This window comes from Polynucleobacter sp. MWH-UH23A (assembly GCF_040409805.1).
Lineage (GTDB): Bacteria > Pseudomonadota > Gammaproteobacteria > Burkholderiales > Burkholderiaceae > Polynucleobacter.
This window is the reverse complement of the sequence record NZ_CP099572.1, coordinates 729280-754375: the sequence shown is the minus strand read 5'-3', so window position 1 is coordinate 754375 and position 25096 is coordinate 729280. Positions and strand designations below refer to the sequence as shown.

At 45.6% G+C, this 25096-nt stretch carries 20 protein-coding genes and 1 tRNA gene; 5 read left to right on the top strand and 16 right to left on the bottom strand.

Annotated features, from left to right (window positions below):
• Nucleotides 1–6 precede the first annotated feature (6 nt).
• The 10 genes from NHB35_RS04045 to NHB35_RS04000 form a co-directional block, all read right to left on the bottom strand.
• Complete coding sequence (locus tag NHB35_RS04045; protein WP_353433118.1) at nucleotides 7–483, bottom strand: TlpA disulfide reductase family protein; 477 nt, start codon at nucleotides 481–483, stop codon at nucleotides 7–9.
• On the bottom strand, nucleotides 483–1727 hold the full coding sequence (locus NHB35_RS04040) for a sialidase family protein (RefSeq protein WP_353433116.1): 1245 nt from the start codon (nucleotides 1725–1727) through the stop codon (nucleotides 483–485). The genes NHB35_RS04045 and NHB35_RS04040 overlap by 1 nt, the downstream gene beginning before the upstream one ends.
• The gene (locus tag NHB35_RS04035) at nucleotides 1727–3910 is read right to left on the bottom strand and encodes a TonB-dependent receptor (protein ID WP_353433115.1); all 2184 of its coding nucleotides are present in this window, start codon (nucleotides 3908–3910) and stop codon (nucleotides 1727–1729) included. The genes NHB35_RS04040 and NHB35_RS04035 overlap by 1 nt, the downstream gene beginning before the upstream one ends.
• A 69-nt stretch (nucleotides 3911–3979) precedes the next feature.
• Complete coding sequence (locus tag NHB35_RS04030) at nucleotides 3980–4351, bottom strand: DUF2946 family protein (RefSeq protein ID WP_353433113.1); 372 nt, start codon at nucleotides 4349–4351, stop codon at nucleotides 3980–3982.
• Between the two features lie 98 nt (nucleotides 4352–4449).
• Nucleotides 4450–5946 carry a tripartite tricarboxylate transporter permease gene (locus tag NHB35_RS04025; RefSeq protein ID WP_353433112.1) on the bottom strand — a complete coding sequence of 499 codons (1497 nt, stop codon included), beginning with the start codon at nucleotides 5944–5946 and terminating at the stop codon, nucleotides 4450–4452.
• A gap of 41 nt (nucleotides 5947–5987) precedes the next feature.
• On the bottom strand, nucleotides 5988–6515 hold the full coding sequence (locus tag NHB35_RS04020; RefSeq protein ID WP_353433111.1) for a tripartite tricarboxylate transporter TctB family protein: 528 nt from the start codon (nucleotides 6513–6515) through the stop codon (nucleotides 5988–5990).
• An 82-nt stretch (nucleotides 6516–6597) separates the two neighbouring features.
• Nucleotides 6598–7596 carry a tripartite tricarboxylate transporter substrate-binding protein gene (locus NHB35_RS04015; protein ID WP_353433387.1) on the bottom strand — a complete coding sequence of 333 codons (999 nt, stop codon included), beginning with the start codon at nucleotides 7594–7596 and terminating at the stop codon, nucleotides 6598–6600.
• A 267-nt stretch (nucleotides 7597–7863) separates the two neighbouring features.
• Nucleotides 7864–7939, bottom strand: a tRNA-Thr gene (locus tag NHB35_RS04010).
• A gap of 15 nt (nucleotides 7940–7954) precedes the next feature.
• The gene (locus tag NHB35_RS04005; protein WP_353433109.1) at nucleotides 7955–8434 is read right to left on the bottom strand and encodes a DUF1854 domain-containing protein; all 480 of its coding nucleotides are present in this window, start codon (nucleotides 8432–8434) and stop codon (nucleotides 7955–7957) included.
• Nucleotides 8431–10788 carry an ABC transporter ATP-binding protein gene (locus tag NHB35_RS04000; protein ID WP_353433108.1) on the bottom strand — a complete coding sequence of 786 codons (2358 nt, stop codon included), beginning with the start codon at nucleotides 10786–10788 and terminating at the stop codon, nucleotides 8431–8433. Before NHB35_RS04000 ends, NHB35_RS04005 begins: the two co-directional genes overlap by 4 nt.
• A gap of 202 nt (nucleotides 10789–10990) precedes the next feature.
• Between NHB35_RS04000 and cphA (NHB35_RS03995) the strand changes: the two genes are divergently transcribed.
• On the top strand, nucleotides 10991–13183 hold the full coding sequence (gene cphA / locus NHB35_RS03995; protein WP_353433107.1) for a cyanophycin synthetase: 2193 nt from the start codon (nucleotides 10991–10993) through the stop codon (nucleotides 13181–13183).
• Nucleotides 13184–15754: a cyanophycin synthetase gene (gene cphA / locus NHB35_RS03990; protein ID WP_353433106.1), complete on the top strand. Its 2571-nt coding sequence runs from the start codon at nucleotides 13184–13186 to the stop codon at nucleotides 15752–15754.
• A 92-nt stretch (nucleotides 15755–15846) separates the two neighbouring features.
• Here the strand turns inward: cphA (NHB35_RS03990) and NHB35_RS03985 are convergent, their stop codons facing one another.
• Entirely contained in the window at nucleotides 15847–16848 is a 1002-nt protein-coding gene (locus NHB35_RS03985) for a class 1 fructose-bisphosphatase (protein WP_353433386.1), read from the bottom strand.
• Nucleotides 16849–17001: 153 nt separating this feature from the next.
• On the opposite strand from NHB35_RS03985, the gene NHB35_RS03980 reads away from it, so the two are divergent.
• On the top strand, nucleotides 17002–17205 hold the full coding sequence (locus NHB35_RS03980; RefSeq protein WP_353433105.1) for a type II toxin-antitoxin system VapB family antitoxin: 204 nt from the start codon (nucleotides 17002–17004) through the stop codon (nucleotides 17203–17205).
• Between the two features lie 2 nt (nucleotides 17206–17207).
• The gene (locus NHB35_RS03975) at nucleotides 17208–17591 is read left to right on the top strand and encodes a PIN domain-containing protein (RefSeq protein WP_353433104.1); all 384 of its coding nucleotides are present in this window, start codon (nucleotides 17208–17210) and stop codon (nucleotides 17589–17591) included.
• A 19-nt stretch (nucleotides 17592–17610) separates the two neighbouring features.
• On the opposite strand, the gene pepN is transcribed toward NHB35_RS03975, so the two are convergent.
• From pepN to NHB35_RS03950, 5 genes are all read right to left on the bottom strand, one after another.
• A complete protein-coding gene (gene pepN, locus NHB35_RS03970; RefSeq protein WP_353433103.1) occupies nucleotides 17611–20220 on the bottom strand; it encodes an aminopeptidase N in 2610 nt (869 codons plus the stop codon).
• Nucleotides 20221–20267: 47 nt separating this feature from the next.
• Nucleotides 20268–20843, bottom strand: a complete 576-nt coding sequence (locus NHB35_RS03965) for a TMEM165/GDT1 family protein (protein WP_353433102.1) — start codon at nucleotides 20841–20843, stop codon at nucleotides 20268–20270.
• 73 nt (nucleotides 20844–20916) lie between these two features.
• On the bottom strand, nucleotides 20917–22035 hold the full coding sequence (gene ald / locus NHB35_RS03960) for an alanine dehydrogenase (protein ID WP_353433101.1): 1119 nt from the start codon (nucleotides 22033–22035) through the stop codon (nucleotides 20917–20919).
• Between the two features lie 9 nt (nucleotides 22036–22044).
• The gene (locus NHB35_RS03955; RefSeq protein ID WP_353433385.1) at nucleotides 22045–23373 is read right to left on the bottom strand and encodes an amino acid permease; all 1329 of its coding nucleotides are present in this window, start codon (nucleotides 23371–23373) and stop codon (nucleotides 22045–22047) included.
• A gap of 271 nt (nucleotides 23374–23644) precedes the next feature.
• Nucleotides 23645–24427: a tRNA threonylcarbamoyladenosine dehydratase gene (locus tag NHB35_RS03950; protein ID WP_353433100.1), complete on the bottom strand. Its 783-nt coding sequence runs from the start codon at nucleotides 24425–24427 to the stop codon at nucleotides 23645–23647.
• 20 nt (nucleotides 24428–24447) lie between these two features.
• On the opposite strand from NHB35_RS03950, the gene pdxH reads away from it, so the two are divergent.
• Nucleotides 24448–25083 (top strand): pyridoxamine 5'-phosphate oxidase, encoded by a 636-nt coding sequence (gene pdxH / locus NHB35_RS03945; RefSeq protein WP_353433099.1) that lies wholly within the window; start codon nucleotides 24448–24450, stop codon nucleotides 25081–25083.
• Nucleotides 25084–25096 lie beyond the last annotated feature (13 nt).

Sequence of the window (25096 nt, the reverse complement as noted above, 5' to 3'; positions counted from 1 at the left end):
GCTAAATTAGGCACTGACTAAATACCATTGCCTTAATTTATAGAAATCCATAGTGCCCGTTTTTTGCATCACCTTTCCATTTTTATCGATCAATAATGTCATCGGTGTTTCACCGCGCCATTTGGGGTCAATCTCGTAGCGCAAAGCATCATCGAACGGCGACGCTAACGTATAAGCATTTGCAGTAGCGAGACCGCCAGAAGACATCATCTTGGAAGCACTATCAGGAGATACATCATCGACCTGTATAAAAATAACCGGCGCACTCTTATTCTGAGCAACAAACTTTCCCCATTGCGGCATTTCTTTGGCGCAAGGTGCGCATGTGACGCCCCAAAAGTGAACAATGACTGCTTGACCAGCGTAAGGCTTAACAATGGTCTTCCAATCGCCTTTTTGATAATTTTTGATTGAATTACCTTGTGCAAACCCTGATTGAATAAAAATACACATCAAGGAAATAAGTAGAAATATTTTTTTCATCATTTTGAGTTTAATGGTATTAGTTGGTAACCATCATCGCGAGTAAGCCAGGAGAGATATACCTCATCGCCTTGGTTTAATAACAACGGATGATCGCTATATCCAGTTGTACTAGAAATCATTTCTGGGGCAGACCATATCTTTCCATCATCAAATGATTTTTTTAAGTAGATTGCTGTACGCACACCATCAAACTCTTTCCATGCTAACCAAATCGAGTTATCTACCGCCAACAGATATGGTCTTGAAATATTTGCATCTATCGCTCCAATACGTTGTGGCTTGGTGTATGTCTCACCCCGATTAACGGAGCTTGCATAAAATACGCCTGAGCGATTGCTACCTTGCGTGAACCAAGCTACATGCATCTTTCCAGATTGGGAAATAGCGATTGTAGGCCCGTGATGCGGACAAGCATCGGTTTTCCATTCATCATTAGAAACGCGGCGGACTTTTCCAGGGCCCGATGACGCAATGATTTGGGTAGCATGGTCTCGTATACCACCAGGAAATATCGCTCGATACACTACCCCTACTCCACCTTGTGAATCTATAGCTGCACCGATTCGGCAACACTCACAGCTTGCTTCGTTAGCAATTCTTTCTGGAGCAAAAGTCTCACCGCCATCTTCAGAGAAAGAATATGTAATAGAACCGCCCAAACGTTGCTGCCCGGCCTTTTTAGCATCGGCCACTATGCGTTTATCAATCCATGCCACAAAAATGGCATTGTCTGACCCAATCAACGCAGATGGAAATCGCTGACTAGCTGAGTCATTCACTAGAGACTTTGGTGCCGAGAATGTCTTGCCACCATCATTTGAAATTGAGGTATTGATTTGCGCATTCCAGTTGGAATCTTTGAAGAAAGCGTATGCTAAAAACACTTTTCCATTCGAATTGGCAACAATTTGGGGTCTGGCGTCAGCACCGAAATCTAAGGCCTTACCATGTTGAGCGATAGATACTGGGGTTGAGAATGTTTTCCCCTTATCAGACGACTGTGCCACAGAAACCCGCCCTCCAGCTGTCCAAGCTAATAACAAACCACCATCTTGTAGCATGAATGGAGTTGCTGCATTAGCGCACTCTAGACCTGAACTTGTGCATGCAACAGACTTAGTCGAAGAACTCATCATATGAGATGAGTGATCCATTTGGGCAATAGCATAATTAGAGAACACCACTCCCAAAGCACTTAAGAAAAGTACTTTGAAAGCAGGATAGGTGAAAAATGATGACATTAGAAAATAATACGTGCGCCAACATTAATTGACTGGGGCATACCTAATATATAGCTCGTATTATTGGATCCAGTACCGAAAGTAATATATTGTCGATTGAATAAGTTGACTGCTGATGCATAAATAGTGGCATTTTTAGTCATCTCATAATTTGCGCGCAACCCAACTACCGCATACGCAGGTACCGGCAGGGTATTAGAGGTATTCATCCAAGAACTGCCAACGTAACGAACGGTAGCAGTCAGGCTAGCCTGCGGAACTGGATAATACGTAATACCACCGCCTAGCAAATTCTGCGGCACTCCTCCTAACTGCTTACCTGTTGGATCACTCGTTGCGCTCATTGTTAGTTTGGTGCTTGTAAATGCATAGTTTGCGTCTGTAGCCCATTGAGAGTTAATGTCGTGATGAAATTGAAACTCAATACCCTGACTAAGCAAATTTTGATTGTTGGTGTAGTAACTCAGGCTTTGTGCTGATGCACAAGCGCCATACTGACCAGTCTGACCGGTCCAAGTGGTAGATGCCCCGCATAACTGTTGAGCTAAAGCTTGGTCAACGCTACTGTTTTTATTAAGAGAATATGAGGCTACCGCATTTTGAATATAGTTATTAAACCCCGTTAATTGGGCAAAACCACCCCTCCATCGATAATCGGTGCCAATTTCATAACCAGTCATTGTTTCAGGAGTCAGATTTGGATTCGCAAATGAATACCCATTACCAGAACCATAACTACGCAAGGTGTTATTCATACCAGGAGCATGAAATGCTTGGTAAGCAGCGGATCGAAGATCCCAATTACTGCTTAATTTATAGAGCAAACCTAAAGTTGGGCTAAGTTGCGTCTTACTTTGACTTGGGATGTTTTGATAGACCGGATTGACGCCATTCGATCCAGCATTGTAGTAATTAGGCGTTTGACTATTCCACTGGTCGATTCGAGCTGCCAATGTTGTCTCTAACGGAAAAGACTCTGCTTTAGATTTGATCTGACCCATCAAGCCATAAAATGTTTGCTGACCCTTTGCGTAGTTCACTGCAGACGAAGCACCATTATTCAAAAAATTATTAGTTTGATTTGAGCCACTAATACTACGCGCGTCTACGGCAACAACGTATTGATCGACTATGCCAGTCAGATCCTTTGTGTACTGAGCCGAAGCACCTATAGTGCTATATGGATCCTTATAGTTTGCATTGATATATGGCGTATTGGCTGGAATTCCATTAGAGGCGGTTGTGCTTGTAGATCCATTCTGCTTATTAAAGCCCGTATTTTCATAAAAGAAATTGGCATCCACCTTAGAGCTAGTGTCTAAACGCGTTGTTGTGCCGGCAGCCAAATCAGTTTCCTGCATGATATTTGTTGCAAATGCATACCCTGAGGATAAGTCTGACATCGTATGGTAACCAGCCCTAAAAAATCCAGTGGTGTCTTGACTGGTCTTGAAATAGCCTTGAAGCCTCATATTGGAGTTATAAGAGCTTGCAGGACCTTGGCCATTTTTAATGCTATTTGGTGCAGCTGGTGCAATCGTTGCAATCTGTTGATAACCATCAGTAGCAAAATAGTCAGCCGAAAAGCGTAGCTGTAATGCGTCTGAAGCCATGATATCTTTTGAGGCTGCAACATTCCCAGTGCCATATGAGCCCATACTTGCCGATACCTCTTGCTGACTATTAAATGGCGTCTTCGTTTTAATATTAATCACGCCACCCATCCCATAGTTTCCCCATAAACTGGAAACACCACCCCTAATAAACTCAACCGAATCTATTGAGGACATTGGAACTAAGTTCCACTGAACAGTTCCATAAAATGCATCATTAGCTGGTAAGCCATCAATAAGAACGAGAGTTCTAGCATTACCAAGCCCGCGCACGTTGATGCTTTGGCCTGTCGGATCCTTTTGATAATAAGGCTGATCATTCAGGATGACCCCTGGCACATTTTTTAAAACCTGATCAATTGTTTGGTCTGGAGAGCTCTCTAAAACTTCCTTAGTTAAAACTGTTGTATTGAGTGGAACCTCATCCAGCGGAGTTCCAGAACGCGTTGCACTGACAACTACATTGCTTAACTTTTGATCATAGTCAGGTGGCGGCGCAATCTGAGCTGCAGCCATTGAGCTGCATAACAGACCAATACACGCAATAATTTTCTTTTGCTTAAATAACACGCACTTCTCCACACAACTTCACGGCAACTTGGTTGCCAACTACATAGCTAGGCTATGCCCTAAATAGATTTAGGCTTGTGTAGGAGGCGCTGCTGAGGGAGGGGTTACCCAAACATTAAGAGGTTTGGGTGATTGATAGAAAAGCTTTGGAAGCAACGCAAATGATGTTGGCGTTGCAAAAGTGAGGTTTGTATTGAATGCTGGTGTAAATGGGTTATGAGCTACACAATATGGACAAGGCTGTATTTGATTGGCAACTTCCTGATCATCAGCCTGAATATCAATTTGCATCTTGTTGCCATCGGCAGAACAAATCTCCATTGAGAAACCCTGGCCGTGTTTCGCAAGCGATACTGCTTGTGAAACTGCTGGTGCAAGCGCACTCATTGCGATGGCCATAGCGGCAATCCAGTGAATGAGGCGATTTTTATGGAAATTCATGATGAAGGGATTTTATCGGATTTTCTACAACTCAAATGCAAAAAGGAGGCATTCGCCTCCTTTTCACTAACAAACCCAACTATTAATTAGGTTGGGCCTTATGCCGCAGCCTTTTTCTTGCCAATCAACTTACCAATCAACGGCCAGAACAAGAGCAACAATGCAAATGTAGTGATGGCGCCAACTAAGTAGTTGGAGAAGAACACATCTAAGCTACCTTGTGAAATCAGCATTGACTGACGGAATGAGTCTTCTGCGCGATCACCCAACACCAAGGCCAAGACCATTGGAGCCATTGGGTAATCAAGCTTCTTAAAGACATAACCAAGCACACCAAAACCAAGCATCAGCCAAACATCAAAGGTTGCGTTATGAACGGTATACGCACCGACCGCACAAATCACAATAATGACTGGAGCGATGATTGAGAATGGAATTCTCAAGATGGAGGCAAACAGTGGCACGCAAGTTAGCACCACAAACAAGCCTGCCAAGTTACCCAAGTACATACTCGCAATCAAGCCCCACACAAAGTCTGGCTTCTCGACGAAGAGCAATGGGCCAGGTTGCAGACCCCAAATCAATAAACCACCGAGCAATACCGCTGCGGTTGGTGAACCTGGGATACCTAAAGACAACATTGGGAGCAAGGCCGATGTACCTGCAGCGTGAGCGGCAGTTTCTGGAGCAACAATACCCTCCATCTGGCCGGTACCAAACTTCTCGCCATTTTTCGATACACGCTTAGCAACACCGTAGGCCATAAAGGATGCTGGTGTGGCGCCACCTGGAGTAATACCCATCCAGCAACCAATTAAGCAACTACGAATTGAGGTTGCCCAATATTTTGGTAATTGCTTCCAAGTTTCCAACACAACCTTGCCACGAATCTTCGCAGCCGCGCCTTGGAAAGCCAGACCCTCTTCCATAGAAAGAAGAATCTCGCCAATACCGAACAAGCCGATAACAGCGATCAAGAAGTCAAAACCGCGCATCAATTCAGCATGGCCAAAAGTCAAGCGTAATTGACCAGTAACGGTATCCATACCTACTGCCGCTAATGCGAAACCTAACATCATCGCGGAAATGGTCTTAAATGGCGAACCTTTATTCATACCCACGAAACTACAGAAGGTGAGTAAATAGACAGAGAAGAACTCGGGCGGACCAAACTGCAATGCGAACTTAGCCACCAAAGGAGCCAAGAAAGTAATCATCACGATCGCGATGAACGCACCCACAAATGAAGAAGTAAACGCCGCTGTTAGGGCCTCGCCAGCTTTGCCATTACGCGCCATTGGATAACCATCAAAGGTTGTCGCAACCGACCACGGCTCACCAGGAATATTAAACAGAACGGATGTAATCGCACCACCGAACAAAGCACCCCAGTAAATACAAGAGAGCATGATGATTGCAGATGTTGGGGGCATTGTAAAAGTCAATGGCAGCAAAATCGCAATTCCGTTTGCACCACCAAGACCAGGCAACACGCCGATGATCACCCCAAGCGTCACACCAACGAGCATGAGCAATAAATTAAATGGTGTCATTGCAACGGCAAAGCCGCTGAATAGAGCGCTAATTTCTTCCAACTTGGACTCCTTCTTTTCTAATCTTTTTTAATAGTTATTTTTTATTGCACGCCCAAGAACTCGAGCGGGTTAATCCACGAACCATGTGGTAGTGGAACCTGGAACCAATACTCAAACATAAAGTAAAGGGCAGCACTTACACCCACTGCTACGGCAACAGCCTTCCAAATTGGATACTTACCTAACCAAACCATAAATATGGCAATGTAAATAGCCGAGGAAACATAAATACCGATCAACTGAACACCCAAAATAAACACAAATGCCGGGAGCAAAACAGCCATCACTTGACCAAATGATTCTTTATCAACAAATGACTCGGTTTTCTTATTCTTGCTCACAATCACCGCTTGATAAAGCGTAATCGCGCTAGAAACAATAATGATTAAGCTGACATAAAAAGGGAAATAGCCCGCCTCGGGACCATCACTACCCCAACTTGCACCCAACTTAATACTGCCAACCATCACAGTCAGGCCAACCGCTATAAATAAAAGCGCTGTAATGATCTCCATAGCGCGCACGCTAATTACAGACTCTGTATTTGTATTTTTATTATGTTCAGACATTACTTTTTTCACTAATTAGAGTTAATAAAACACAACTAAAAAATAGGACCTCCAAAGGAGGCCCTATTCGATACCCTACAAATTACTTGGCTAAGAAGCCAGCTTCACTCATCAATTGCTTATGTAAAGCTTCATTCAATGTGAGCCAATTACGAAACTCTTTACCAGTCATGAATGTTTGGTTGAAAGCGCCATCAGCCATGAATTTTTTCCACTCTGGTGTCTCGCGAACTTTTTTGAATAAGTTCACATAAAAATCAACTTGCTCTTGCGTTACACCGGGAGCCATGAAGATACCGCGCAACATGACATAGTCAGTGGCAACGCCAGCTTCTTTACAGGTTGGAATATCGTTCCATGATTGCGTTGGAGTGATCTTCTCTTTGTAAGGCATACGAGTGTCATCAAACACACAAAGCGCGCGCAACTTACCAGCACGCCATTGAGCAACGGCTTCAATTGGATTGTTCACGGAAGAATCAATGTGATTACCAACGAGTTGCACCGCTACATCGCCACCCCCTTTAAATGGAAGGTAGGTGAACTTTGCACCAGTCGCTTTTTCGATGGCTACGGTAATGATTTGATCTTCAGACTTAGAGCCTGTGCCACCCATTTTGAATTTGCCAGGCCCAGCTGCTTTTGCTGCATCGATATATTCTTTCGCAGTCTTATAAGGCTTTTCTGCGTTATCCCACAGCACAAACTGATCAAGTGCCAACATTGCCACTGGCGTAATGTCTTGCCAGCTAAATGGAACACCTGTTGCCAATGGTGTTGTAAACAAATTAGAAAGAGTGATCACGATCTTATTTGGATCGCCCTTTGCCTCTTTCATTGCCAAGAAGCCTTCTGCACCAGCGCCGGCGCCTTTATTGACCGGAATGATTGCCTGCTTCATTAAATTATTTTTGGTAATGATTCCCTGAATCATGCGAGCCATCTGATCGGCGCCGCCACCTGGGCCTGCTGGAATGATGAATTCAACTGGTTTAGTTGGCTCCCATGCTGCGTAGGCAGTCGATGCGCCAGTAACGCCAAGGGCCAATGCGGCAGAAAGTAAAGCCCCTTTTAACTTCATCTTCATAACATCTGTCTCCAAAATGATTACCAATTTAATTTGGCTTATTTAATACACGTGTGATTTTTGAACAAGTTAGAAAAGTTGAACTTGACTACCATCAATAATTTCAAAAACGAGTCACATAGAGGTCTTCGTTTTAGTGAAAACCCTTATAAATCAAGCCAAAGCCAATTCATAGTGTACTAATTTCTGCACAAAAAGGGCGTTTGCAATTGCAAAAACTTGCACCATTAAAGACCCTAAAGGCATTCGGGGCAAGTGTGATGGTGCCGCTTGCCGGAATCGAACTGGCGACCTTTTCATTACGAATGAACTGCTCTACCAACTGAGCTAAAGCGGCTGAATTGGTTAAATTCTAGCGGAATCGGTCCAAAAACTTCTTGCTGGTCTTGTCCAACTGGGTGGCATCTTTAATTAAGAACTGCAAGCCATGCGAATCGGCAATTAGCAATGTATTGCCAGCGATTCTACGAATGTCTTCTTCACCCTTCAAACGAATCCGCGTAGGGCCGCGATCAGTTTCGATATCCCAGATGCTGGGTGTTGCGAAGGTAGAGACTCTAGTGATTTTTTCAATTACCGGCATAAATTCACGTGCAGCCAATTCTTCCTCAATAAGCACGAGTTCTGCTTTTGGAATGTCCGATACATTTGGATACCAACAGACTTCCTTGCCTGATTGGTTCATGATGGCAATACCAACACTGGTTGCGGTAATTGGGAATGCTCTGACTGGATGAACGTCGATGTGCGATATCCCTTTTGCGTCGATAAAGACTAAACGTCCAAGCGAATCACGATGTAATGCATTAGTGGATTGATGATCTTGCGTCATACCCCTCCCCCAATATTTTTCGCGATTACTTGCAAGGATTCTTCTTGTCTTTCTGCTTGTTTTTCTTCTGCGGTCTCTTCTAAACTTTCGCCGATTGCACCACCCTCGACCAGCTCTGCAGCATGGCGCAATTGCGCCAGGTACAAGGTGTAATAGGCGCCTTCAGCCTCCATTAGCTGCTCATGAGAACCAATCTCTACGATCTCGCCTTTATCAAGCACCACAAGGCGATCGGCCTTTCTTAAAGTAGAGAGACGGTGTGCAATTGCGATCGTTGTGCGTCCCTTCACTAAGTTGTCCAACGCCCGCTGAATTTCTTTCTCGGTGGTAGTGTCGACTGATGAAGTAGCCTCATCCAAGATCAAGATGCTTGGGTTAATCAGCAACGCTCTAGCGATTGAAATACGTTGACGCTCACCACCAGAGAGTGATTGACCACGCTCACCCACCAGCGAGTCATAACCAAGCGGTAGGCGCAGAATAAATTCATGAGCATGGGCAGCACGGGCTGCTTGAATAATTTCTTCACGGCTTGCATCAGGTTTTCCGTATGCAATATTTTCAGCAATCGTTCCAAAGAATAAGAATGGCTCTTGCAACACAAGACCGATGCGCTTGCGATAGTCTGCGATACCAATACTGCGAATATCGCGCCCATCTAATGCAATAGAACCCGAGCTCACGTCATAGAAACGACAGATCAGGTTTACCAAGGTACTCTTACCTGAGCCACTATGACCAACCAAGCCAATCATTTCTCCAGGGGCAATTTCTAGATCAATTCCTTTGGATACGGCACGGTTGCCATACCGAAAGCCCACGCCACGCATGGTGATTCGACCTTGAACAGGGCCTAAAGGCGCGGGATTGATGGGCTCGGGAACGCTTGAGACGTGGTCCAGAATATCAAAGATACGTTTAGCACCTGCAGCAGCTTTTTGAGTATGCGAAACAATCCGACTCATAGAATCCAAGCGCACATAGAAACGGCCAATGTAAGCCAGGAAGGCAATCAGCACACCTACTGTCACTTTTTGATGTGCTACTTGCCAAATACCAAAGCCCCACACCACCAGCAAACCAGTCTCAGTTAATAAAGTGACTGTTGGAGAAAACAATCCCCAAACGCGATTGACTCGATCGTTGATTTGTAAATTGTGTTTATTGGAATCTACGAAACGTTTAAGTTCGCGATCTTCTTGTGCGAATGCTTTGACAACACGAATACCTGGAATAGTGTCAGCCAAGATATTGGTCACTTCAGACCAAATACGATCAATCTTTTCAAAACCAAAACGCAACTTATCGCGCACCACATGAATCATCCAGACAATGAATGGCAACGGCGCTAGAGTGACCAAAGCTAATAACGGATCAATCGAAACTAGGATGGCCGCAGTCATCGTAATCATGAGCACATCTGTCGCAAAGTCGAGCGCGTAAAGGGATAGGAAGACGCAGATACGATCGGTCTCCGCGCCTATGCGAGCTATCAAATCACCAGTGCGCTTGCCCCCAAAGTACTCGAGCGAGAGCTTTAATAAGTGTTCAAAAGTAGTATTGCGAAGGTCTGCACCAATACGCTCGCTCACTAGTGCAAGCAAGTATGTCTTCCACCAACCAAGACCCCAAGCAACTAGCGCTGCACCAAAGAGTGCTAGCAAATACATACTCGCCAAATGAAAATCGATTGGATTGCCCCGCTCATATGGAATCAATACATGATCCATTAAAGGCATCGTAAGGTATGGCGGAATCAAAGTTGCACCAGTCGATAACAGGGTCAAGACAAAACCGAGTAATAGCTGGCTTTGATAAGGCTTAGCAAAACGCCAAAGCTTGAATAATGTCCAGGTTGAAGGCGGCTTATCGTCTTCAGGATCACAGGTTGGACAAGCATCGGAGTTTGCGGGTTTGGGGCTTAAGCATGCTGGGCATACTTGCTTGTCATACTCGCTGAGCTCACTCTCGCTTTGCTGACTACCTTGAGTCAACTTTCTGAAAGCAGATTGCAGACGCAGCACTTGTGGGTTCACTGCTAGAGTGAAATACCAAATCTTTTTCAGACTGTTGGCTAACTCGAGCCTTAAGTGCCCGACACCTGCATGATCCCCGTGAACCAAGCGCACTTCTGCGCCAATCGTCCAGAACTCAAAATGCTGACCATCAGTCCAAATTAAGAGCTGTTCTGTCAGCGCCAAAAGGCTTTTGTTAAAACGCAGATCCGCATCTAAATCGAGTTCAACCCATGCCAGCAAGGCTTCTTCGGATTGAATAGGCGATTTTTCACCCCTCAAAATGGCTTGCCAGTAGCTTGGCAAAGCGGGGGCAAAAGGTAGGATTTCTGGCTTCATTAACCCCAAAAGTATAGTGGAGCTCAATTTTTTAGATTTATTGTCTCTGTCAACTTTAGGGGGCGGAAAACCGTTAAATTAGCGTAATCAGCTTTTTTATGTATTTTTGCCACTTTTTGGATTTTCAATAAAACTAGAACTCAGAGACAGCCTGCTCCGTCCAAGCCCCGAACTTCGGCTAAGACCCCTCGCTAAACCTTAAATGCCCCAGTTATTAGATAAATATATTGAAATCCTGAGTGTTAAGCACCTGCGTGGTCCCAATATGTGGACCTACCACCCTGTCATTGAGGTGTGGATCGATATCGGCGAACTTGAGGACTACCCTTCTAACCTCATCCCAGGCTTTTATGACCGCCTGGTTAAAGCACTTCCAAGTCTAGTTGAGCACCGTTGCAGTTATGGTGAAACCGGCGGCTTTCTCAAACGCGTTGAAGAAGGCACTTGGCCAGCTCACATCATGGAGCACCTGACACTTGAATTGCAAAATCTCGCTGGAATTCCTGGAGGATTTGGCAAGGCTCGTGACGGCGACCGTCGTGGTGTTTACAAAGTCATGGTTAGTGCGATCAATGAAGAAGTTACCCTCACCGCATTAAAGTACGCTCGTGATCTTTATTTGGCACTTGCCCAAGACAATCAAGACTACCTTGCATTAGTTCAAGACATCATTGAGAAGTTGCGCGATCTTGGTGATGACTTATTACTTGGCCCTAGCACTGCGTGTATTGTGAATGCTGCCGAAGAGCGTGGCATTCCCTCGATTCGCCTTTCTGAAGGGAACTTAGTTCAATTAGGCTATGGTGCAAAGCAACGTCGCATCTGGACTGCTGAGACAGATCAAACCAGCGCGATTGCAGAAACGATTTCTCGTGATAAAGATTTAACTAAAAGCCTGTTACGTAGCGCAGGTGTTCCAACGCCTGAAGGTAGAACCGTTACTAGTCCTGATGATGCCTGGGAGGCAGCACAAGATATCGGCTTACCTGTTGTTGTGAAGCCGATTGACGGAAACCATGGTCGTGGCGTATTTATTAATTTGTACACCCAACAAGAAATTGAAGCAGCCTATGCTGTAGCGATTGATGAAGGTAGCGAAGTTTTGGTTGAGCGTCATATTGTTGGTGATGAGCACCGCTTACTAGTTGTTGGCAATAAAGTTGTTGCTGCCGCAAAAGGTGAAACCGTTTGGGTTACTGGTGATGGTAAACATACCGTTCGTGAACTCATTCAAATTCAGATTAATTCTGATCCCCGTCGCGGTACTGCTGAAGAACATCCTTTGAATCCCGTCAGAATTGATTCTGCCGTTGAATTAGAACTGGCTCGTCAAAAACTTACTGGTGATAGCATCCCCGCCCTGGATCAAAAAGTACTTATTCAAAGTAATGGCAATGTGGCGTTTGACGTCACCGACTTAGTTCACCCTGATGTCGCCAGGCAGGTTGCTTTAGCCGCTCGTGTTGTTGGTTTAGAAATCGCTGGCGTTGATCTTGTGGCGCAAGATATCAGCCGTCCACTCGCAGAACAAAATGCAGCGATAGTTGAGGTCAATGCAGGCCCAGGTCTATTGATGCACTTAAAGCCTGCAAGCGGTAAGCCACAACCCGTTGGAAAAGAGATTGCGAATCACCTCTTCCCACCTGGCGCCGACTTCCGCATTCCCTTAGTTGGTATCTGTGGCCAGAGTGGCAAAACACCCGTTGCTGAAATGGTTGCCCACTTTTTACGTCTTACTAATGTATACGTCGGCCTATCTTGTAGTAAGGGCTTGTTCTTTGGCAATCGAGCCATTCCGAACACCAATGCATCAAACTGGGAAAATGCCCGTCGCACACTATTGAACCGTGCTGTTGAGGCTGCTGTTATTGAAAACAATCACCTGTCAATGTTGATTGAAGGTTTAGCCTATGATCGCTGCCAAGTGGGTATTGTTCTTAACGTAGACCCCAAAGCCAACTTCCCTGAGTACGCTATCTATGATGAAGATCAAGTCTTTAGCATTGTGCGCACTCAAATTGACGTTGTGCTTCCAACTGGTGTTGGTGTGCTGAATGCTGATGATGCCATGTGCGTTCAAATGGCTGAGCTATGCGATGGTGAGGTGATTTTCTTTAGCGAAAATCTAGACTCTGAAGTAGTTAAAGCGCATATTCAAAATGGTGGTCGTGCTGTACTCGTTGGCAAACAACAAATCACATTGAAAGCTGGCAAGTTAGATCAGAAATCGATCCCAGTACCAAGACACTCCGAATCAAATACCACCACACCTTGGAAAACCATGAACCTCGGCGCTGCCATTGCAGCAGCATGGGCCCTGGATATTCCATTTAACGTGATTGAAGCTGGCGCGCAAACCTTTGTGCCAGATGCAACAACCATAACAGGGGCTTAATTGGAAATCACCCGCATTCGTATGTTGCGCGGCCCAAATTTATGGAGTCGCCACACAGCATTAGAAGCCATTGTCACTTGCGATGTGAACGAGCGCTCAATCGATGCTATTCCTCAGTTTGAGACCAAAATTCGTGAACGCTTTCCACAACTTGGCAGCATGCGTCGCGGCGGACTCACTGACCCACTCTCTCTTGCAAACGCTCTAGAACATGCTGCGCTTGGATTGCAGGCACAAGCAGGATGTCCTGTGACATTTAGTCGCACTGTACAAACGATTGACGAAGGCGTGTATCAAGTTGTTGTTGAATACATTGAAGAAGTTGTTGGCCGTATGGCATTTGATTTTGCCTTCGCACTGATTCAAGCGACCCTTAATGACGCTCCTTTTGACCTAGCTGCTGCTTTATCTGAGCTTGAAGCGCTTTATGAAGATGTGCGCCTAGGCCCCAGCACTGGCTCAATAGTGGACGCCGCCGTTCAAAGAAACATTCCATATCGCCGCATGACTGAAGGCAGCATGGTGCAATTTGGTTGGGGAAGCAAGCAAAAACGTATTCAAGCCGCGGAAACGAGTGATACGAGCGCAATTGCGGAAGCGATTGCCCAAGATAAAGAGCTTACCAAGAACTTACTCGCCGCTGCAGGCGTTTCCGTTCCCATTGGCGAGGTAGTAACAAGCGCTGATGATGCATGGCGTGCTGCCCAAAAGATTGGTGGCCCTATCGTTTTGAAGCCCAAAGATGGCAATCAAGGTAAAGGAGTTGTTGCAAACATTCAGACCGAAGAGGAAGTGCGCGCTGGTTTTGAAGTGACGCAAGCCTTTGGACGTGAAACGATTGTTGAGCGATATCTTCCTGGAGCTGACTACCGGCTTTTGGTTGTAGGTAATCGCTTATCAGCAGCTGCCCGTCGTGAACCTGCTCAAGTTGTGGGCGATGGCAAACATACGGTTGCTGAGCTAGTTGAAAAAGAGAATCAGAATCCTTTACGTGGTGATGGTCATGCTACCGCCCTAACTAAGATTCGTTTTGATGATATTGCACTTGCGCACTTGGCAAGCAATGGACTCTCGCCACAATATATTCCCAAAATTGGTGAGCGTGTCTTGCTACGTAATAATGCCAACCTCAGTACTGGTGGCACTGCAACCGATGTAACCGATGATGTGCACCCCGATGTCGCAGCAAGTGCAGTTGCGGCAGCTCAAATGATTGGCCTTGATATTGCTGGCGTCGATATTCTCTGTGAGTCCATCTACAAACCATTAGAGCTACAAGGTGGTGGCATCGTCGAGGTCAATGCGGCCCCTGGATTGCGCATGCATCTCAAACCCTCTTACGGCAAAGGTCGCCCCGTTGGCGAAGACATCATCAATATGATGTTCCCTCCCGGTGAAGATGGACGCATTCCAGTAGTAGGCGTTACCGGAACTAACGGCAAAACTACGACAGTCAGATTAATTTCCCATCTACTGAGTGAAACGGGCTTACGAGTTGGCATGACTGGCACTGATGGTGTGTACATCAACAACCGCCTGATTGACACTGGTGATTGCAGTGGGCCTAAGAGTGCGCGTAATGTATTAATGCATCCAGATGTAGATGCAGCTGTTCTGGAAACTGCTCGTGGTGGTTTATTACGTGAAGGCTTAGGGTTCGATCGTTGTGAAGTGGCCGTTGTAACTAATATTGGTGAAGGTGACCACTTGGGATTGAACTACATCACCAGCGTTGAAGATCTAGCAATCCTCAAGCGTGTGATTGTGCAAAACGTCGCCCCTACAGGTGCCGCAGTGTTGAATGCAGCAGATCCAATGGTTGCAAAGATGGGTGATAAATGCCCTGGCCGCGTCATCTTCTTTGCCCAGAACCAACATCACCCTGTGATTACGGCGCATCGTGCGAAAAACAAAAAAGTCATTTTCTTTGACGGCACCTATATCGTCGCTTCAAAAGGCTCGCGCGTCATCTACCGCTTCCCTGTTAGCGAAATCCCATTAACCCAAAATGGTGTCCTTGGCTTCCAAATCGAGAATGCCATGGCGGCAATTGGCGCTGCCTGGGCGCTTGGATTGGATGCAGAAAAAATTGCACGCGGCTTAAGCAGCTTTGAAAGCACTGCCAATTCTGTACCGGGTCGCTTTAACCAGTTCAAACACAAAGGCGCTACCGTCATTGCCGATTATGGCCACAATCCAGATGCGATGCGTGCTCTGACCAGTGCAATTGAGGCGATGAAACCCAAAAAGAGCCATGTGGTTATCAGTGGCGCTGGTGATCGTCGGGATGAAGATATTCGTGATCTCACGCGTATTCTGGGCAATGCATTTGACAATGTCATTCTTTATCAAGATGCCTGTCAGCGCGGTCGCGAAGACGGCGAAGTATTAAAGCTTTTACAAGAAGGCTTGGTTGGCGCAACTAGAGCTAAACAGGTGAAAGAAATTCATGGGGAGTTTCTGGCTATTGATACCGCCTTGAATGATGTCTCTGAGGGCGATATCTGCTTAATCTTAATTGACCAGGTTGAGGAGTCATTAGCCTACCTTAAAGAAAAAGTGCAGCCTTAGAAGGCTAAATTGATTAAGCCTTACTCAATAAAAACCCAATCGTCTGATTGGGTTTTTTACCTATGATCTCGGAATTTAATCTGAAAACATTCTTATGCATGGTAGTGACGCAAAAGATCAACTTCTTCTTTAGACCCAAGTATTACTGAAACACGTTCATGCAGATCGGTAGGTTGCAAATCCATAATCAAATCTTTGCCATTGGTAGATGCGCCACCTGCCTGCTCCACCAAGAAACTCATGGGGTTGGCTTCGTACATCAGGCGCAATTTACCTGGCTTATTTGGCTCGCGCTTATCCCATGGATACATAAATACGCCACCACGAGAAAGTACACGGTGAACATCGGCCACCATAGATGCAATCCAACGCATATTGAAGTCTTTTTCACGAGCGCCGCCTACTCCGGCTAAGCACTCCTCCACATAGCGGCGCACTGGATCCGCCCAATGGCGCATATTGGACATATTGATTGCAAACTCTTTGGTTGAATGCGCAATCGTCACGGCGTCTTTAATGAGCAAGAACTCGCCCGTCACCTTATTCAGCGTAAACATCACAACGCCATCGCCCAAGGTCAGAGCCATTGTGGTTTGAGGTCCATACACGACATATCCAGCAGCCACTTGGTGACGACCTGATAATAAAAAGTCAGAGGTTTGTAGTGGCGCTTGCGGATCTTGCTTTTTGAGAATTGAGAAAATTGTCCCAATGGAAACATTGACATCAATATTAGATGAGCCATCGAGTGGATCAAATAATAATAAATAGTCGCCTGCACCCTGAACAGGAACAGGCAATTCCATTTCTTCAGATGCTAGTCCAGCCAATGATTTGCAGTTCTTTACACCATCAATTAATAAATCATTCGCAATAATGTCGAGCTTTTGCTGAACTTCACCCTGAACATTTCCGGTACCAGCAGAACCCAGCAGTCCAATTAATGCTCCTTGAGCAACTTCATGACTTAGGGTTGAGCAGGTATTGACTACAGCAAGCAATAAATCTTGGAGGCCAGCTGGCACAGCAGCCCCCTTTGGTTTGGCTATTGCCAAATACTGCTTGAAATTGGTATGGGTAGAAGACAAAACGATTTCTCCAGAGCGCTAAAACATGAATTGGTCTCTATTTTGCCCTGTAATTAGTTTCCTACTAAAAACACCTTATTTTTAGCCTCCAAATTGGAAATTTTGAGTTGTTTGATGTTTATTTTGATGCTATTATGTATCAAAATTGATGAGGATAACATGAGAACCACAGTAACTATTGACGATGAACTTTATCAAATGGGTCTCGATCTTGCGGATCCAGGTACCGACAAAGCCAACATCTTTCGCGAAGCTATGAATGTATTTATTCGAGTACAAGCAGCCAAGCGACTGGCCGCACTTGGCGGTAAAGCACCTCACATGAAAAACATTCCGAGACGCAAATCAAACGGCGGCCAATAAATATGACTATGGTATTGGTTGATACGTCTGTTTGGGTATCGCACTTCAGAAAATCAAATGTAGTGTTTGAATCTTTACTATTGAATGATCGAGTTCTGTGTCATCCATTAGTAATGATGGAGATAGCATGTGGGTCTCCACCATCACCCAGAACCAAAATGCTCGGTTACTTAAAAAAATTACAGCAAGCCACTGTTGCTACGACGGATGAAACTTTAGATTTTATTGAGGTTCATAAGTTATACGAATCTGGGTGTGGAGCTATAGATATGTCACTTCTTGCCTCTGCACTCCTATCCGAAAATGCTCAGATTTGGACCTTAGATAGAAACCTAGATTCGCTTGCACGCAAGTTTGATATTGCCTATAACTCACAACTTCATTGATTCACTGACACCTTGAAAATTAGACGCCCAAAGCCTTAGCAACCACCTCTTTCACATCTGGGGAAAGGGTCTGACAAGCTGCTACCTGCTCTAAAGCAGCCTTCATCTTGCTCTGGTAGGGCTCGGCAAATAGGCGCCAGCGATCTAAGGCTCTGGCAAGACGAGCGGCAACCTGGGGGTTGATGGGGTCTAGAGCCAAAACGCTCTCCGCCCAGAAAGCATAACCACTTCCATCAGCCTGATGAAAACTCGCAGGATTATTTGCGCAGAACATGTGGATAACACTGCGGGCACGATTTGGATTATTTAACTTAAATGCTGGATGCTCACGCAAGCGCTTCACTTCATCAAGTGTGGACTCAAGACCATCAATAGGTGGGCGGCTAGACTGCAATGCAAACCACTTATCAATCACGAGCGCATCATCTGCAAAACGTTTACAGAAATCCTCAAGGCATTCTTTCGCGCCTTTTGCACCATGCATTACCAGAGCAGATAAGGCTGCATAACGATCTGTCATATTGTCAGCAATCTGGTATTGATTGCGGGCCATTGGCGCCCAAATCTTGGGATCCGCATCCAACAACATGCTTAAAGCCAAATTCTTGAGGGCGCGCTTTCCAGAATCAATCGCATCAGACTTAAAAGATCCTGGAGTTTGATTCTGTTGGTAAAGTGCGGCCCACTCTAATTGCAATTGCTTGGCCAGCTCTTTCCGGAAAGCTTGTCGCGCGGTAAATATCTTCTGGGGATCAACACTCTTGCACTGCTCATATAAATAAGATTCGGCAGGCAGCGTCAGTGCTAACTCTTTAAATGCTGGATCAAGGTTTGGATCTAGCAAAATTTCACGATAGGCATTAATGAGTACTGAATCTGGCAAACGATTATTCAAAATCATTTGCATAGCTAGCTTCTGCCCTGCTTCCCAGCGATTAAATGGATCGTCATCGCTAGAAAGTAGTGTCAATAAATCTTCCTCGGGCTGCTCAAAGTCAATATTGACTGGTGCAGAGAAGTTTCGGTTAATGGAAAGCACAGGTCGATCTTCAATCTGATCAAATGTCCAGACTTGCGTTGGCTCTGTGAGCTCTAGCAATTGTTCTGCTTGATTATTGCTAGCAGTAATGAGTCGCACTTTCAGCGGAATATGAAATGGCTTCTTCTCCGCTTGACCAGGTGTAGATGCACAGCTCTGAGTTAATGTGAGGCGGTATTGTTTTTTAGTTGCATCATATTGCTCTTCTACTTTCACGCGTGGTGTGCCCGCCTGGCTATACCAATTCTTGAACTGAGTTAAGTCTTTCCCATTAGCATCGGCCATCGCAGCCAAAAAATCGTCACATGTTACTGCCTGACCATCATGGCGCTGGAAATACAAGTCCATACCCTTGCGGAAGCCATCTCTACCCAATAGGGTTTGATACATCCGCACAACTTCAGACCCCTTCTCATAGACAGTCACTGTGTAAAAGTTATTAATTTCCTGATACTCGTCAGGGCGTATGGGGTGCGCCATAGGACCCGCGTCTTCTGGGAACTGCAGCTGACGCAATAAACGCACATCCTCAATACGCTTAACCGCTCTTCCAGACTCGCTACCCATTTGATCAGCCGAAAACTCTTGATCACGAAATACGGTTAGACCCTCTTTAAGTGATAACTGAAACCAATCCTGGCAAGTAACACGATTGCCTGTCCAGTTATGGAAATATTCATGGGCAACAACACTTTCAATATTGGCAAAGTCTGCATCAGTAGCGGTATCGGGCTGAGCCAACACAAACTTGGTATTGAATATATTCAAACCCTTGTTTTCCATTGCACCCATGTTGAAATCGCCAACGGCAACAATCATGAAGCGCTCCAGATCAAGCTCGAGACCAAAACGCTTCTCGTCCCAATGTATTGATGCAATCAAAGAATCCATTGCGTGACGGGTCTTTTGCAAATCGTGAGGCTCAACCCAGATTTGCAGTAATTTTTTTGCCCCACTACCAGTGGTAATGGTTTCTTCTATGCATTCGAACTTTCCAGCCACTAAAGCGAATAGATATGATGGTTTTGGAAATGGATCTTCCCAAGTGGCACTATGCCAACCGTTTGGTAACTTTTCTTCTTTGAGCAAGTTACCATTTGATAGCAATACAGGGTATTGAGCTTCAATCGCCCGCAAGGTCACACGATAGCGAGCCATGACATCAGGTCGATCCAAGAAGTAGGTAATTTTTCTGAAGCCCTCTGCCTCGCATTGGGTAAAGAAGTTTCTATTAGAAACATACAAACCCATCAGGCTAGTATTTTTTTCCGGCACACAAACCGAGATAATTTCAAGGGTAAATTTCTCCTTACCTTCTTTTGGCAAAGAGTGAATAGTCAATATCTCTGGGGTGAGCTCAAAATGACGATGCGCCTCACCATTAATTCGCAAACTGACAAACTCCAGCTCCTGCCCAGCCAACACTAATGGCGCACCTGATTCAAAACTTTTGCCAGGCAGGACCTCAATCTTGCTTTTAACAATTGTGCGTGCTGGATCAAGCGCGATATCTAGCTCAACTTGATCAAAGGTGTAAACAGGAGGACGGTATTCGAGCCTACGAAAGCTCTGCTCTAATTCGGTTTTCATGGGCTTATTTTAAGTCCAAGGCTCAGCTAATGCAGAAAGCCAGCTTGCTAGTTCCAGAGCAGAGTTATCGCCCCAATAGCGATAAAGGTTAGCGCGGCCACGCCATGCACCCACTTAATTGGCATACGCTTGGTAAATTTTTGACCCAACCAAACTGCTGGTGCATTCGCCAGCATCATCCCTAAAGTAGTGCCTAATGTGACAGCAACTACGTCTTCGTATTTCGCACCCAAGGCGATTGTGGCAATTTGTGTTTTGTCACCCATCTCGGCTAAGAAGAACAACACTACAGTTAAAACAAAAACCTGTAGAGCTCGATCAACTACTTTTGAATCTGCAGCATCATCAATGTGGTCGGGAACCAATAACCAAAGACCAATTCCCAAGAAACTCAATCCCAAAATCCATCTCATGACATCGGGTGAAACTAAAGTCATTAACCAATGACCCAAGAATGCGGCACAGGCATGATTGGCAATCGTTGCAATGAATATTCCAGCAATAATGGCCGTCGCCTGTTTGGGATAGCGAGCCGCCAACATTAAAGAAAGTAATTGGGTTTTATCACCCATCTCGGCTAAGGCAACAACACCAGCCGAGAGGGTTACAGCAGATAGGTCCATGGGGAATAAAAATGAAGCTGCAAATTGATCAAGATTTAAACAGTTTAAATCCTATTCACCCATGATTAACCCTCTATGCCGCCAACAATTCCTCAGCCAAGGCAAAGTCCAAGCCCTGCGCCTGAGCTACGGGCTTAGATGTTAATACCCCTTTGTGCACGCTCAGACCGTTGCGTAAGTGATGATCAATCGAAAGCGCATTAACTACACCACGATTAGCCAAGGCCTCAACATAGGGATAAGTAGCATTGGTTAAGGCAAAGGTAGATGTTCTAGCGACAGCACCTGGCATATTAGCAACGCAGTAATGTAAAACCCCATCCACTATAAATGTAGGATCAGCATGTGTCGTTGGTTTAGAAGTCTCAAAGCAACCGCCTTGATCAATTGCAACATCCACTACTACTGCTCCTGCCTTCATTTTCTTAATCATCTCGTGAGTCACCAATTTTGGCGCTGCGCCCCCAGGAAGCAATACTGCCCCAATCACTACATCAGCCTCACTCACTTCATTTTCAATTAGCAAGCTATCCGAGTAGAAGGTGCGAACCCGATTGCCATAAAACAGATCAATTTGACGCAATCGATCAATATCACGATCGAAGACGCAAACGTCAGCACCCATGCCAACAGCAATTTGTAATGCGTTACGCCCTACTACTCCCGCACCCAGAATGACAACCTTCGCAGGGGATACACCAGGCACACCCGCCATTAAGACTCCTATTCCTCCATGCGTCTTTTCCAGATGGGTAGCTGCTGCCTGAATCGACATCCGTCCTGCTACTTCACTCATTGGAGCCAATAAGGGCAAAGCCCCATTAAATGCCGTGACAGTCTCATAAGCAATACAGCTGGCACCCGACTGAATTAACGCCTGAGTTTGAGTCGGGTCTGGGGCCAAGTGCAAATAGGTAAACAGAATCTGATCTTCGCGCAGCATGGCGCACTCTTGCGGCTGAGGCTCCTTTACCTTAACAATCATTTCTGCCTTTTTGAACACTTCGGCGGCACTATTAATTAATGTGGCGCCAGCGATTCGGTAGGACTCATCGCTTAGACCAATTTGCTCACCGGCACCGCGCTGAACTAATACCGAGTGCCCTTGCTTACAAAGTCCGCTGACATTACCTGGCGTTAAGCCAACCCGAAACTCATTGTTTTTTACTTCTTGTGGAACACCAATAATCATGTTGATCTCCTATGATTTAAATACAGCTTGTGTTTTTGTTTTGCGATGCAAGCCCACGATGTAGAACATCGCGAGATACACGCCCAATAGGCACGGACCCAATATCAACGCAATCCGTGCATCCTCATGAAAGCCCATTAGCACCACAACCAAGCAAATAAATGCCAAAGCAAACCACGAGGAATAAGGCCACCAAGGAGCGCGATAACCGAGCTCAGCTACTTGTGCTTTTGTTAAGGAGCGACGGAATTTCATTTGGGTAAACAAAATGGCAATCCACACCATCAAGCCTACAAAGGTCACGGCAGCCATGATGTATTGAAAGGCTTTATCTGGAACGAAGTAGTTCAAGACGACCCCAGACATACAAACTCCAACCGTAGCCATGACCGCGCGATGAGGAACCCCATATTTAGATAGCTTTGTAAAAGATGCAGGTGCGTAGCCATTGCTAGATAAGGAATACAGCAATCGACCGCCACTAAAAATGCCCGCATTGCAAGAGGAAAGTGCCGCGGTAATCACGACAAAGTTAATCAACCCCGCCGCTTCACGCAGACCAATTCGTTCAAACATCACCACGAAGGGACTGCCCTGCTGCCCCACTTCATTCCAGGGGAAGATGGCCAAGATCACCAGAATTACGCCCATGTAGAAAATCAAAATTCGCCAGGCTAGTGAATCAATTGCCATCGGAATCGTTTTCTTTGGATTTTCTGCCTCACCAGCGGAAAGACCAATCATCTCAATACCAACATAAGCGAATAAGACCATTTGCAGTGACAGCAACATCCCCTCAACACCATTCGGAAAGAAGCCGCCATGCTGCCAAAGATTGCTTAAACCTATTGGCTGCCAATCGTTTGTAAAACCAAATAAGATAACTGAGCCACCTAATGTAATCATGGCAACGATTGCAACAACCTTAATTAGCGCGAACCAAAACTCAAACTCACCAAATACTTTCACGGCAATGAGATTGATTAGGCCCATTAGCACGATCGAAGATAAAGCCCAGATCCATTGCGGCACTTCAGGAAACCAAATTCCCATATAAATGCCCACAGCTGTTACCTCGGCAATGCCCACAACTATCCAATAAGTCCAGTAGCCCCAACCCACCATATAACCTGCCAGCGGTCCCACATAGCTATTGGCATAAGCAGCAAAAGATCCCGCTACAGGCTCGTGCACAGCCATTTCACCCAAGGTGCGCAAGACAATGAAGGCGACGATTCCTGCGAGCAGATATCCCAACAAAATCGATGGGCCAGCGATTTGAATAGCGCTCGCGGATCCTAAAAATAAACCAACACCAATCGTTGATCCTAAAGCCATCAAACGAATGTGTCGCACTTTGAGATGGCGTTTTAAGCCAGTTTGTTCAGTCTGCAAAAGAGACCTCCTTTCGATTTGCTGTTGGCGGTTTACCAACGAGGCAAAGTCTAGGGAGGAGTTTTGTTATTCACTAGAGGGCAAAAGCTCCTAAAGTGATTAAAAGGCTAAATTTGAAATGAGAAATAAAAAATTGTCTTTGAAAACAACTGTGCTCTATCAAGAATTAATTTTTACCTGCAAGAGAATCAGTAATTTCCTACAGGGAATCCCCTTAGGAATTTCTGCTGAATTCAAGGTCTTGACCGATGAGATTGAGAATCTCTGCAGCGGCCGCTAAACCACAAGCCGCAGTCACCATGACGGTTGAACCATAGCCTGAACAAGCCAGCCCACCAGTAGAGGCACCCGCTCGAGGCTCATGGGAGTAAATTGCTCGAATACCAATCTTATGTTTTAGGTTTCTTGAGAAACCATGATCCTGTCTTAGCCCCTGCCGTACTTTTGCTAGCAATGCATCTTGCTCAGTTCGTGAGAGATCATCACATCGCACTGCTGTGGGTTGAGTCTTTCCTCCTGCGGCACCACACATTACTAAAGCACGGTTATGCGTTCTAGCCCACACTGATAATGCAATTTTTGTTTGAACGGAATCTGTAGCATCTAATACATAAGCGTTTGCTGGAATAATGCGATCTAAATTATCTGACTCTAAAAATTCATCGCAAACTGTCAAACGTATATCTGGATTGATTTGCAAAATACGCTCAGCCATCGCCTGTACTTTTGCTTTGCCATACTGCCCCTCGATGGCATGAAGTTGGCGATTAGTATTGCTCTCCGCAATATGATCAAGATCTACTAAAACTAAGTGGCCAATACCGGTTCGTGCCAGTGACTCAGCAGCCCAGGAACCAACACCACCCAATCCAGCTACGACGACAGTGGCATTCAGAAACTTCGCACGCAAGTCGGGTCCATAAAGTCTAGAAACCCCTCCAAAACGGCGATCCTCAGTACCGATCTCTGCCTTAATGTCTGTCTTGTTTTCTGCCATAGCCTCTTTATACTGAATAAATGAACTCCATTGCACAACTTCGCAAAAACTATACCCTTGGACAGCTTTCGGAAACCGAAGTTCCCGCTCTACCACTCCCCCTATTTCAAGTATGGTTTGATCAAGCTATCAAGGCAGAATGCCCTGAACCTAACTCAATGACTCTAGCCACTGCCGATCAAGCTGGAAATCCTTCAGCCCGTATTGTCTTACTAAAAGGTGCCGACGAAAACGGCTTTACGTTTTTTACCAACTATGAAAGCCAAAAAGGCAAGGAACTAGCAGTTCGTCCACAGGCAGCCCTTCTATTTCATTGGCATGAACTTGAGCGGCAAGTTCGTATTAAAGGCATCGTTGAAAAAGTTGATGCCACCGAAAGCGACCAGTACTTTCATTCACGCCCGCCCGCATCTCGGATTGGTGCCTGGGCTTCGCCTCAAAGCGCAGCTATTCCTAATCGAGAATTTCTTGAGGCTGCAGAGCAGCGATTTAAGGCGGAGTTTGGAGAAAACCCACCACGCCCAGAACACTGGGGTGGATATCGCCTGCGTCCAACGGAAATCGAGTTCTGGCAAGGTCGCCCTTCTCGCCTGCACGATCGCATCCACTACCAACTTAAAGGCGACCACTGGGAAATCAGTCGACTTGCTCCCTAAGTTCTATTGGTAA

What these genes read in the sequence shown, in the direction of transcription:
- NHB35_RS04045 (WP_353433118.1), bottom strand. Translation starts at nt 483, where the DNA reads ATGAAAAAAATATTTCTACTTATTTCCTTGATGTGTATTTTTATTCAA.
- NHB35_RS04040 (WP_353433116.1), bottom strand. Translation starts at nt 1,727, where the DNA reads ATGTCATCATTTTTCACCTATCCTGCTTTCAAAGTACTTTTCTTAAGT.
- NHB35_RS04030 (WP_353433113.1), bottom strand. Translation starts at nt 4,351, where the DNA reads ATGAATTTCCATAAAAATCGCCTCATTCACTGGATTGCCGCTATGGCC.
- NHB35_RS04020 (WP_353433111.1), bottom strand. Translation starts at nt 6,515, where the DNA reads ATGTCTGAACATAATAAAAATACAAATACAGAGTCTGTAATTAGCGTG.
- NHB35_RS04015 (WP_353433387.1), bottom strand. Translation starts at nt 7,596, where the DNA reads ATGAAGTTAAAAGGGGCTTTACTTTCTGCCGCATTGGCCCTTGGCGTT.
- NHB35_RS04005 (WP_353433109.1), bottom strand. Translation starts at nt 8,434, where the DNA reads ATGACGCAAGATCATCAATCCACTAATGCATTACATCGTGATTCGCTT.
- NHB35_RS04000 (WP_353433108.1), bottom strand. Translation starts at nt 10,788, where the DNA reads ATGAAGCCAGAAATCCTACCTTTTGCCCCCGCTTTGCCAAGCTACTGG.
- cphA (WP_353433107.1), top strand. Translation starts at nt 10,991, where the DNA reads ATGCCCCAGTTATTAGATAAATATATTGAAATCCTGAGTGTTAAGCAC.
- NHB35_RS03980 (WP_353433105.1), top strand. Translation starts at nt 17,002, where the DNA reads ATGAGAACCACAGTAACTATTGACGATGAACTTTATCAAATGGGTCTC.
- NHB35_RS03975 (WP_353433104.1), top strand. Translation starts at nt 17,208, where the DNA reads ATGACTATGGTATTGGTTGATACGTCTGTTTGGGTATCGCACTTCAGA.
- pepN (WP_353433103.1), bottom strand. Translation starts at nt 20,220, where the DNA reads ATGAAAACCGAATTAGAGCAGAGCTTTCGTAGGCTCGAATACCGTCCT.
- NHB35_RS03965 (WP_353433102.1), bottom strand. Translation starts at nt 20,843, where the DNA reads ATGGACCTATCTGCTGTAACCCTCTCGGCTGGTGTTGTTGCCTTAGCC.
- ald (WP_353433101.1), bottom strand. Translation starts at nt 22,035, where the DNA reads ATGATTATTGGTGTTCCACAAGAAGTAAAAAACAATGAGTTTCGGGTT.
- NHB35_RS03955 (WP_353433385.1), bottom strand. Translation starts at nt 23,373, where the DNA reads ATGGCTTTAGGATCAACGATTGGTGTTGGTTTATTTTTAGGATCCGCG.
- NHB35_RS03950 (WP_353433100.1), bottom strand. Translation starts at nt 24,427, where the DNA reads ATGGCAGAAAACAAGACAGACATTAAGGCAGAGATCGGTACTGAGGAT.
- pdxH (WP_353433099.1), top strand. Translation starts at nt 24,448, where the DNA reads ATGAACTCCATTGCACAACTTCGCAAAAACTATACCCTTGGACAGCTT.